The following is a 10,206-nucleotide window of genomic DNA, read 5'->3' as shown; positions in this document are numbered from 1 at the left end:
GGAGTTGCCGTGCTCACCACCGAGTTCTACCGCGCGCCGGCGGACTGCGGCCTCGTCAGATCCGGCCCGGACGTGCCCCGCACGCCGATGCGCGCCCTGCGGGAAGAGGTGCACGACGTCCTCGTCTCCGCACCGGTCGCCGAGGCCCGGCGCACCCGCGACCCCCGGCCCGTCCACCTGGCCCTGGGCCGGGCCGGCCTGCTCGCGCCCCAGTGGCCCGAGGAGTACGGGGGCCGGGGCGTCAGCCAGGTGGCCGCCGCCGTGCTGGTCGAGGAGCTGGCCATGCACGACGTGCCGGACCTGCTGCACACCCTCACCGTTCAGATCGTCGGCTCCACCCTGCTCAACGTCGCGAGCCCGGAGATGAAGGCCCGGCACCTGCCGGGCTTCGCCGCCGGCACGGCCTTCGGCTGCGTGCTCTTCAGCGAGCCGCAGGCCGGTTCCGACCTCAACATCCTCTCCACCCGCGCCGTGGCCGACGGCAACGGCGGCCACAAGCTGTACGGCACCAAGGTGCACTCGCTCTTCGCCGGGCTCGCCGACTACGGACTCTGCCTCGCGCGCGGCGAGAACGACGCCTTCAGCCTGTTCCTGGTGCCGCTCGCGCAGCCCGGCGTCACCATCCGGCCGATCCCCGGCATCGGCGACGACGCCTTCCACGAAGTCACCCTGGACGGCGTGGCCGTCACCGCCGACGACGTGGTCGGCGAGCCGGGCCAGGGCTGGGCCATCGTCGTCAAGACGCTGGCCTTCGAACGCACCGGCCTCGACTACTACGTCAAGGCCCTGCGCTGGTACCGCGCCGCCGTCGAACGGCTGGAGGGCCACGGCGACCGCCTGGAGGCGGGCCAGCACGACCAGATCGGGCTCGCCAAGCTCAACGCCCGGCTGCTCGCCGCCGGCACCCTGGTCCGCCGCGTCCTCACCCGCCTCGACCGGGGCGAACTCAACGAGGACGAGGCCGCGGCCGCCAAGTGGTACACCACCGAACTCGCCGCCGAGGTGGCCTGGTGGGCCGCCGAACTCGACGGCGACCGCAGCATGACCCTCGACGACCCGCGGGTCGACGGGGTGGCACACCCACTCGACGCGGCGCTGCGCGAAGCACCCGGGATGCGGATCTCCGGCGGCACCGCGGAAATGATGCTGGAGACGCTGGCCCGGCTGCGTCTCGACTCAGGGGCGGAGGTACGGCCGTGACGACACCGGAGGCCGCGGCACACGACGCGGCACCACAGCACACCACGACGCCGGGCGGAGGGGCGGCCGAGCGCTGGCGGGAGCGCGAGGACGAGGACGCGCTCTTCCGGCAGCTGCGGCTCACCGTGCGGCAGGGCCTGGAGGCCGGCGGCGACACGCCCGCCGGTGCCTGGGAGGCGCTGACCCAGGTCGGCGCCTGGGAGTTCGCGCTGCCCATCGACAAGGACGGCCTCGACCTCGGCCAGGCCGTCCTCGCGATGGTGTGCGAGGAGGCCGGCAACACCATGCAGCCCGTACCGCTCGCCGACACCCTGCTCGCCGTGGACCTGCTCGCCGGTCTCGGGCCCGCGGCGCCGGAGGCGGCCGACGCGCTGCTGGACCGGGTGCGCGCGGGCGAGCACCCGCTGGCCGTACCGGGCCGGCTGCCGGACCCGCGCGGCACCGTGCCGCCCGGCGTCACCTGGAAGCCCGACGGCAGCACCGGCGGCATCGTCCTCACCGGCACCGGCGGCCCGTTCGCCGCCGGAGTGGGCGCCGGGGCGCTGCTGGTCCTGGCGAGCGGACCGGACGGCCCGTGCGCCGCGCTGGTGGACCTGCCGGCCGCCGGCGTCGAGGTACGGCCGCTGCGCGACCACGGCGGGGGAGCGGTCTCCGGCGCCGTCTTCGAGGAGACCCGGCTGCCCGCCGAAGCGGTGCTGCTGCGCGGGCTCGCCGCCGAGCAGGCGCTGGCCCGGGTGGGGCTGCGGGCCGCTGTCCACCAGGCCGCGCTGCTGGCCGGCCTCACGGCCGCGGCGCTCACCGCAGTGGTGGACCGCATCCGTGGCCGCCGCCAGTTCGGCCAGCCGCTGGTCAAGCACCAGGCGCCGCGGCTGCGGGTGGCCGGGCTGCTCGCCCGGCTCGACGCGGTGCGCTGGGCGGTCGGCGACGCGGCCCGGGACCTGGACAAGGACCGGCTCACCCCGGGCGAGGCGGCCGGACTGATCGCGCTGACGGCGGAGACCGCCCTCGACGTGACGCGCGACGCGATCCACCTGCACGGCGCGTCCGGGCTGGTGCGCGACGGACTGGTCGCCGGGTGCTACCGCCGGGCCGCCTGGGAGGCGCTGCGCTGCGGCCGGCCGGCGCACCTGTGGGAGACCGCGGCGCACACCGCCTGAACACCACGGAGGGGGAGGGGCGCCCGCGGTGCGGACGTCCCTCCCCCTCCTGCCGTGCCCGGCGCCGGACCCGTCAGACCAGGTCGCGGCGGAGCACCCAGCGGTGCCGCTTGTCGCTCTTGGCCTCGGTCCTCTTCACCCGCCGGAAGCCGGCCCGCTCGAACATCTCCATCGTCCCGACGTACGCGAGCGTCGGATTGACCCGGTCCCCTTCAGGGTCGACCGGATACCCCTCGACGGCCGGCGCGCCGTGTGCCCGCGCGTGCTCGACCGCGCCCTCCAGCAGGGCCGTCGCCACGCCCTTGCCGCGGAAGTCCTTCCGTACGACGAAGCAGGTCACCGACCACACCGGCACCTCGTCCACCGGGGTGATCGTCTTCGAGGACGCGAGCCGGTCCAGGTGCTTGCGCGGCGCGACGTTGCACCAGCCGGCCACCTCGCCGTCCACGTAGCCCAGCACCCCGGGCGGCGGGTCGGCGGACTCCACCAGGGAGCGCAGGTGCGCGCCCCGCTCGTCCGCCGACATCCGCCCGTAGTCGCCGGTCGTCAGCCGCCAGGCCATGCACCAGCAGGTGTGCGCGCTCTTCTTGGGCTGCAGGACGGCCCGGAGGTCGTCCCAGCGCTCCGCCGTGGCGGGTCGTACTTCTACAGTCATGCCGCTTCTGTGCTCTCTTCCGGTGTCGCGGTGTGTTCCGTGCCGGCGGTCCGTCGCGCCCCGGTGCCGGCCGCTCGCAGCGCCGCCACCAGGACGCCGACGGCCTGCCGGCACGCCTGTCGTCCTGCGTCCAGATGGGTGACCAGCCGGACCGTTCCGGGACCGGGCGCGGTCACCAGCACCCCCTCCCGGGCCGCCCGTGCCACGACGTCCCCGGCGCCGGGCGCCTCGACGAGGACGATGTTGGTCTCCGGCGGGCGCACGGCGTACCCGGCGTCCCGCAGCCCCGCGGCCAGCAGCGCGGCGTTCTCGTGGTCCTCGGCGATCCGCGCCACGTGGTGGTCCAGCGCGTACAGCCCCGCGGCCGCGAGGACGCCCGCCTGCCGCATGCCGCCGCCCAGCCCGTGCGCCAGCTTCCGCGCAGCGGGCAGCCGTTCGGCGGGCAGCAGCAGGACGGAACCGACCGGCGCGCCCAGCCCCTTGGACAGGCAGACGGACAGCGAGTCGGCCACCGCGGCCCCGTACTCGGCCCACGGCGTCCCGGTCGCGGCCCCGGCGTTCCAGATCCGCGCGCCGTCGATGTGCACGGCGACGCCCGCCTCCGCGGTCATCGCCCGCACCGCGCGCAGCGTCTCCAGCGGCTGGACCGTGCCGCCCGCGCGGGTGTGGGTCTGCTCCACCTCGACCGCGCGGGTGCCGAGGGTGTACGCGTTCCCGGCCCGCAGGACCCCGGCCAGCGCCTCGGGCGTGACGATGCCGCGCCCGGCCGGCACGGTGCGGGTCTGGATGCCGCCGTACCGGGCGGGCGCGGCCTCCTCGTGCGCCAGGATGTGTGCTTCGGCGTCGCACACCAGCTCCTCGCCGCGGCCGGCCAGCAGCCGCAGGCCGATCTGGTTGGCCATCACCCCGGACGGCACGAACAGCGCGCCGGAGAAGCCGAACATGCCGGCCAGCCGCTCCTCCAGCGCGCGCACGGTGGGGTCCTCGCCGAACAGGGCGTCCCCGACCTCCGCGTACGCCATCGCCGTCCGCATGCCGGCGGTCGGCCGGGTCACCGTGTCGCTGCGCAGGTCGACGATGCCACTGGTCATGCCGGTGCTGGTCATGACGGTGCGTCAGCTCCTTGGTCGCGGGGCTCGGGGGTGAGCTTGCGGTCCGCCACCCAGTCCAGCAGCGGCCGGACCAGCTCCCAGGTCTCCCGCACCACCTCGGCGGCGCGTGCGGTGTGGACGTCGGGGCCGGGCCCGTAGCGGCGGCCAGCGTCGATCTTGCGGTGCCGGAGCAGGTCCAGCCGGGGGTGGTCGGCCGGTACCCCGCGCGGCCGCGACTTCAGCCGGTCGCCGCCGATCACGAAGCCCCGCGCCTCCAAATCGCGGACGATGACTGCTAGTTCGGCGCCGCCGTCCGGTTCCTCGACGGCGGCGCGGTACCGGGCGACCTCGGCGCCGGCGTACGGGTAGTACCGCCCGGAGACGTACAGCCCGTCCCGGTCGAGATGCAGCCAGAACCCCAGGCAGGGCAGCACGTCGAGGTAGGCGCCCTGGTAGGTCTTGTACGGGGACTTGTCGTGGGACATCCGGGTGTCGCGGACCGGGCCCAGCACCCGCACCCCGTCCGGCCCGGCGAACTCCCCGAAGGCTGCGGAGAGTTCGCCGGCCAGCGCGTCCATCGGCGCCCGTACGTCCCGCTCGTACACCGCGCGGTGGCGCAGCCGCCACGCCTCCTTGGTGTTGTCGGCCGCGAGGTCGGCGTACAGGCGCAGCGCCGCGGGCGGAAAGCCGGTGAAGGTCACGACGGGTACCCCGGCAGGGGATGGCGGGCACACAGCGCGGACACCCGGGCCCGTACCCGGTCGCGCACCGCGTCCGGCAGCGTGCCGCCGTGTACGCGCAGCGCGTCCAGGACGTCGGCGACCAGGCCCGCGCACTCTGCGGTGGCCGTGCGGTCCATGCCGCGCGCCGCCAGGGTGTTGCTGCCCAGCCGCAGGCCGCCCGTCACCCGGGCCGGGGTGGTGTCGCCGGGGACCCGGTTGCGGTTGACGACGATGCCGCAGGACTCCAGGGCCGTCTCGGCGGCGTCCCCGGTCACGCCGGTGCCGCGCAGGTCGAGCAGGACCATGTGGGTGTCGGTGCCGCCGGTGACCAGGCGCAGCCCGCGCTCGGACAGCCGCTCGGCCATCGCCTGGGCGCCGTCCTGGAGCCGCTTGGCCAGTTCGGCGAAGCCGGGGCCCGCCACGAAGTCCAGCGCACGGGCCTTGGCCGCCACCGACGCCAGGTCGGGTGTCCCCTGGGTGAAGGGGAACACGGCGCGGCGCAGGGTCGCGGCGAGGGTGCCGCGCTCGGGCCCCGGCATGCGCGCGTCGCGGCCGAGCAGGATGAGCCCGCCGCGCGGCCCGTAGAGCTGCTTGTAGGTGCTGGTGGTGGTCACATGGGCGTGGTCGACGGGGCTGGGGTGCAGCCCGGCCGCGACCAGCCCCGCGATGTGGGAGATGTCGGCGAGCAGATACGCGTTGGCCTCGTCGGCGATCTCCCGGAAGCGCGCGAAGTCGATGGTGCGCGGGTAGGCGCTCGCCCCGCAGACGATGAGCTTCGGCCGGTGCGCGAGGGCCAGTTCGCGGATGCGGTCGTAGTCGAGGAAGCCGTCCGGCGTCACCCGGTAGCCCCTGGCCCGGTAGTGGCGGCCGGTCACCGAGGCGGGGGAGCCGTGGGTGAGGTGGCCGCCGCAGTCCAGGTCGAGGCCGAGCAGGGTGTCACCCGGGTTCAGCAGTGCGGTGATGACGGCGAGGTTCGCCGAGGAGCCCGAGTGCGGCTGCACGATCGCGTCCCGCGCGCCGAAGGCCGCGCACGCCCGGTCGATCGCCAGCCGCTCGATCTCGTCGGCCACCCCGCAGCCCGCGTGGTAGCGGGCGCCGGGGAAGCCCTCGGCGGTGAGGTTGCCCAGCGCGCTGCCGCCGCAGGCCAGTACGGACGGGTCGGCCACGCTGGAGGCCGCGACCATCATGAGCGTGTCGTTCTGGCGGGCCGTCTCCCGGGTCAGCAGCGCGTACAGGGCGGGGTCGGCGTCCCGCAGCCCGGTCGCGGCCCGGCCGGCGAAGCCGATCAGATCCGGGCCGGGCGCGGGGCCGGCGGCGGGCGCCGGGGCGGCCCCGGCGGGCCCGGTGACGGGCGGGGGCAGGGTGAGGCTCATGACTGTCCCTTCTCGGACTCGTCCGTGGTGCTCGCGGTGTCCTCCTCGTCCGCCTCCAGCGCGGTGAGCGCCTCGGCGGCCGCGACGGCTTCGGCGCCGTACCGCTCGTCCGCCGCGGTCTTCGCGGCCAGGTCCCGGAGCAGCGGGTTCTCGAACACGGTCTTGACCGGCACCGGCACGCCCAGCAGGTCCTTGAGCAGCCCCGCCAGCCGGGTGCCGCTGAGCGAATCGCCGCCCAGCTTGAAGAAGTTGTCACCGGGGCCCACCCGGTCCAGGCCGAGGACGTCGGCGACGGCCGCGCAGAGCACCAGCTCCAGCGCACTGCCCGGCTCCTCGTCCCCGTCCTGCCGCTCGGCGTCCCCGGCGGGCTGCTGGTGTCCGGCGTCGGCGGTGAGCCGCAGCCGGTCGACCTTGCCGTTGCGGGTGAGCGGCAGCCGGTCGAGCACGGTGAGCCCGGACGGGACCAGGTAAGCGGGCAGCTGCTCGGCGAGCCGGGCCAGCACGGGCTCCGCCGCCTCCGGGCCGTCCGCGACGACGAAGGCGTGCAGCCGGCGGACGCCGTGCGCACTGGCCGGGGCCACCACCACGGCCGCCTCGACGCGCTCGTCCCGGCGCAGCACCGCCTCGATCTCGCCCAGCTCGACCCGGTGGCCCTGGATCTTCACCTGGAAGTCGTCCCGGCCGAGGATCTCGATGCTGCCGTCCGGCAGGTAACGGCCCAGGTCACCGGTGAGGTAGGCGCGTTCGCCGGTCTCCGGCAGGTGGACGAAGCGGCTGCGGGTGCGCTCCTCGTCGTTCCAGTAGCCGCGCGCCAGCCCCACGTCGCTGGCCACCGCCATCTCGCCGACCACGCCGAGCGGCCGCTCGTACGCCCGGGCGTCGACGACGTAGTACTTCTGGTTGGTGATCGGCTTGCCGTACGGGATGCTCTGCCAGGCCGGGTCGACCTCGCCGATCGGCTGGAACAGCGACCAGCAGATCGTCTCCGTCGGCCCGCCCGAGCCCACCACTTCGATCCCCGGCGCCTGCGCGCGCAGCCGGTCCGGCAGCGTCAGCGGAATCCAGTCGCCGGAGAGTACGGACAGCCGCAGCGACTCCAGCGGCCGGCCGCCGCCGCGCCGCTCCCGCACCTCCGCCTCGCCGACCAGCAGCTCCATCAGGACCGGTACGGAGTTCCACAGCGTGACCCGCTCGGCGGCGACCAGGTCGGCCCACACGTCCGGTTCGGCGTGCGCGAACGGCGGCGGGACCACCACGGTGCCGCCCTGCGTCAGCACGCCGAACACGTCGTAGATCGAGGCATCGAAGTGCAGCCCGGAGATGGCCAGCAGCCGGTCCCCGGCGCCGACCCCGAACCGCTCGGCGACGTCGCGGATCAGGTTGACCACGCCGATGTGGTCGACCATCACGCCCTTGGGCTCGCCGGTCGAGCCCGAGGTGAAGATGGTGTACGCGAGGTCCGCCGGGCTCTGCGCGGTGGCGGGGCGCTCGGCGCTGCCGATCTCGAAGTCCAGGTCCACCCGGTAGCGGTGGGCGCTCGGCGGCCAGCCGAGCCGGGGCTCCAGGTGCGACTGGGTGAGGATCTTGTCCACCTTCGCCTCCGCCAGCAGCCGGCGCAGCCGCTCCGGCGGCACGGACGGGTCCAGCGGCAGGTAGGCGGCGCCCGCGGCGAGGATGCCGTACACCGCCGCGTACTGTTCCCAGCCCTTCTCCATGACGACGGCGACCAGCTCGCCCGGCGCCGCGCCGTGCTGCCGCAGCGTGCGGCCGATCCGCCAGGCGTAGGCGGCCAGTTCGGCGTAGGTCAGCCGACGCCCTGCGGCCACCACGGCCTCCGCGTCCGGGGTGCGCGCCGCCTGCTCGGCGAACAGCTCGTGCAGCGTCACGTACGGGATCTGCGCGCCCGTGTCGTTGACCCGGCGGCGCAGCTCCCGCTCGGCCGGCGGGATCAGGTCGAAGCGCTCGGCGCGCAGCGCCTCCGGACCGGCCACGAGCCGCTGGAGCAGCGAGACGTACGCGCCGAAAGCGGCGTCGATGAAGCCGGGCGCGAACGCACCGTCCACGAAGTCCCAGATGACCCGCAGCTCCCCGTCCAGCTCGCGGAGCTGGACGTCCAGCGAGACCTGCGGCGTCTGCGAGATCGAGTACACCTCCCGGCCCAGGTCGGTCACCGGCCTGCGCACCTCGTGGTCGAGCAGGCTGGTGACCACGACGGGCATGGCGGACCGCGCGCCCGTGCCGTGCTGCCGGGTCAGCTCGCGCAGCACCCGTACGCCGTTGAACGCGCCGTGCGCCATGTCCCTGGCCAGCTGGTCGCGGAGCGCGTGCGCCCGGTCCAGGAAGGTCCTGCCCGAGCCGTCGGCGGCCAGCAGCACCGCGTTGGTGAAGTCCCCGAGCACCCCGCCGATGCCCTCGTGCACCGGGGGCCGCTGGAACACCGGGTAGTTGAGGGTGAAGTCCGGCTCCTCGGCCCAGCACCGGACCACCTCGGCGAAGGCCGCGGTGAGCAGCACCGACGGCGTCACCCCGGCCTCCCGAGCCCGGTCCGCGAACCGCTCACGGTCGGCGGGGGAGAGGCGGTGCTCCCGCCGGTCGAAGCGGACCCCGCCGTCCTGCGGGCCGCCCGCCGGCAGGGCCGGGGCCGGCGGCAGGTCCGGGACGCGCGCCAGCCAGTACTCACGGGCCGTACGGAACTCCTCGGTACCGGGCAGCACCTCGGCGCGCCAGCGCGCGTACTCGGCGAACGTGATCCCCGGCTCGGGCAGCACCGCGTCCGGGTCCTCGTACAGGTCGATCAGGTCGGGGAAGAGCACCTGGAAGGCGCTGGAAGCGTCCAGCACCTGGAGGTCGATGCCCAAGTGCACCCGGCCCACGTCCCCCTCGCCCGGCAGCAGGACGATCCGCAGGTCGAACAGCGGCCAGCTGCCGACCGGGAAGACCACATGGCTCATCTCCTCGCGCAGCGCGGCGAGCCGCTCCGCCGCCTCCTCCGGAGTGTGCGCACGCAGGTCCAGCACCGGTATGCCGTACGGACGCTCCTCGTCCGGTACGTGCTGGGTGCCGTCCGGGCTCGCGATCGCGCGGAGCATGTCGTGGCGGGCCACGACCCGGCGCCACGCGGTGGCCAGGCGCTCCGGGTCCAGCCCCGCGCGCTCCCACTCGAAGTAGCCGTAGCAGCCGATGCTGCCCAGCTCCACGCCTTCGCCGCGCCCGATCATCAGCGCCTGCTGCGTCTCGGTCATGGGAAAGGGCGCGGCGCTGCCCTCGCGGGGCTGCAAGCGGCCCTCGGGCGTCTGCAAGAGGTCGGTCATGGTCCAACTCCACTCACGGGTCTCAGGGGGTTCCGGTCCGGGCGGCAGGCCGGCGGGCGCGGCGAGGCTAGGAGGCGCCGGTTAGCCGCCGGTTACGTGCCGGGAGGCGGGCATCGGCGCCGGGGCCGCGGGCCGGTCCGGCAGGGACAGCGCGAACAGCCGGACGAGGGGGTGGAAGAGGTAGCAGGGCTGCCCCCACTCGTCGGCGCCGCTGACCTCCAGCAGCGCCGCGTCGGCGAGCGCTTCCAGCAGCCGTTCGGCGTCCGCCTCCGGCACCGCCAGCGAGCGGGCGGCGTCCCGTGCGGGGAACGGCGCGGCCCCGAGCGCGGCCAGCGCGGGGAAGGCGTCCCGCACACCCGGCTCCAGCGCCCGCCAGGACGCCTGCAGCGCCGTGTGCACGTCCAGCTCGCCCGAGTGCAGCTCGCGCAGCCGGGTCGCGGGGTCGGCGAGCCGCCGGGCCAGCCGGTCCGGCGCGTAGTGCGGCCGTGCCGCGATCCGGATGCCGGCGATGCGCAGCGCCAGCGGCAGCCCGGCGCAGTGCTCCACGATCGCGGCGGCGGCGCCGGGCGCGGCGGCGATCCGGTCCGGGCCCGCGGCCGAGGCGAGCAGTTCGAGCGAGGAGCGGGAGTCCAGCGGGTCCAGCGCGACGGTGTGCGCGCCGCCCACGGAAGGCAGTGCGGTACGGCCGGTGATCAGC

Annotated in this window: 7 protein-coding genes and 1 pseudogene; 2 read left to right on the top strand and 6 right to left on the bottom strand. The window is 75.3% G+C overall.

Annotated features, from left to right (window positions below; all coding sequences use genetic code 11):
* The first annotated feature begins 9 nt into the window (after nt 1–9).
* Both C3486_RS25620 and C3486_RS25615 read left to right on the top strand, forming a co-directional pair.
* Entirely contained in the window at nt 10–1,200 is a 1,191-nt protein-coding gene (locus tag C3486_RS25620) for an acyl-CoA dehydrogenase family protein (RefSeq protein WP_103835127.1), read from the top strand.
* Complete coding sequence (locus tag C3486_RS25615; protein ID WP_103835126.1) at nt 1,197–2,357, top strand: acyl-CoA dehydrogenase family protein; 1,161 nt, start codon at nt 1,197–1,199, stop codon at nt 2,355–2,357. The genes C3486_RS25620 and C3486_RS25615 overlap by 4 nt, the downstream gene beginning before the upstream one ends.
* A 73-nt stretch (nt 2,358–2,430) precedes the next feature.
* Here C3486_RS25615 and C3486_RS25610 read toward each other — a convergent pair whose 3' ends face one another.
* The 6 genes and pseudogenes from C3486_RS25610 to C3486_RS37445 form a co-directional block, all read right to left on the bottom strand.
* A complete protein-coding gene (locus C3486_RS25610) occupies nt 2,431–3,012 on the bottom strand; it encodes a GNAT family N-acetyltransferase (RefSeq protein ID WP_103835125.1) in 582 nt (193 codons plus the stop codon).
* A complete protein-coding gene (locus tag C3486_RS25605; RefSeq protein ID WP_258052988.1) occupies nt 3,009–4,118 on the bottom strand; it encodes a low specificity L-threonine aldolase in 1,110 nt (369 codons plus the stop codon). Before C3486_RS25605 ends, C3486_RS25610 begins: the two co-directional genes overlap by 4 nt.
* Entirely contained in the window at nt 4,115–4,804 is a 690-nt protein-coding gene (locus C3486_RS25600; protein WP_103835124.1) for a DUF2461 domain-containing protein, read from the bottom strand. Before C3486_RS25600 ends, C3486_RS25605 begins: the two co-directional genes overlap by 4 nt.
* Nucleotides 4,801–6,198 (bottom strand): serine hydroxymethyltransferase, encoded by a 1,398-nt coding sequence (glyA, locus tag C3486_RS25595; protein WP_103835123.1) that lies wholly within the window; start codon nt 6,196–6,198, stop codon nt 4,801–4,803. The genes C3486_RS25600 and glyA overlap by 4 nt, the downstream gene beginning before the upstream one ends.
* Complete coding sequence (locus C3486_RS25590) at nt 6,195–9,509, bottom strand: non-ribosomal peptide synthetase (protein ID WP_103835122.1); 3,315 nt, start codon at nt 9,507–9,509, stop codon at nt 6,195–6,197. The genes glyA and C3486_RS25590 overlap by 4 nt, the downstream gene beginning before the upstream one ends.
* Nucleotides 9,510–9,590: 81 nt before the next feature.
* Nucleotides 9,591–10,206: pseudogene (locus C3486_RS37445) on the bottom strand (hypothetical protein); the annotation flags it as partial.

It is taken from the genome of Streptomyces sp. Ru73, from assembly GCF_002920575.1.
In the GTDB taxonomy this organism is placed as follows: domain Bacteria; phylum Actinomycetota; class Actinomycetes; order Streptomycetales; family Streptomycetaceae; genus Streptomyces.
This window is presented reverse-complemented; position numbering and strand designations above follow the sequence as displayed.

Coding starts and splice junctions, on each gene's coding strand:
- C3486_RS25610 (WP_103835125.1), bottom strand. CDS start 3,012: ATGACTGTAGAAGTACGACCCGCCACGGCGGAGCGCTGGGACGACCTC.
- C3486_RS25605 (WP_258052988.1), bottom strand. CDS start 4,118: ATGACCAGCACCGGCATGACCAGTGGCATCGTCGACCTGCGCAGCGAC.
- glyA (WP_103835123.1), bottom strand. CDS start 6,198: ATGAGCCTCACCCTGCCCCCGCCCGTCACCGGGCCCGCCGGGGCCGCC.
- C3486_RS25590 (WP_103835122.1), bottom strand. CDS start 9,509: ATGACCGACCTCTTGCAGACGCCCGAGGGCCGCTTGCAGCCCCGCGAG.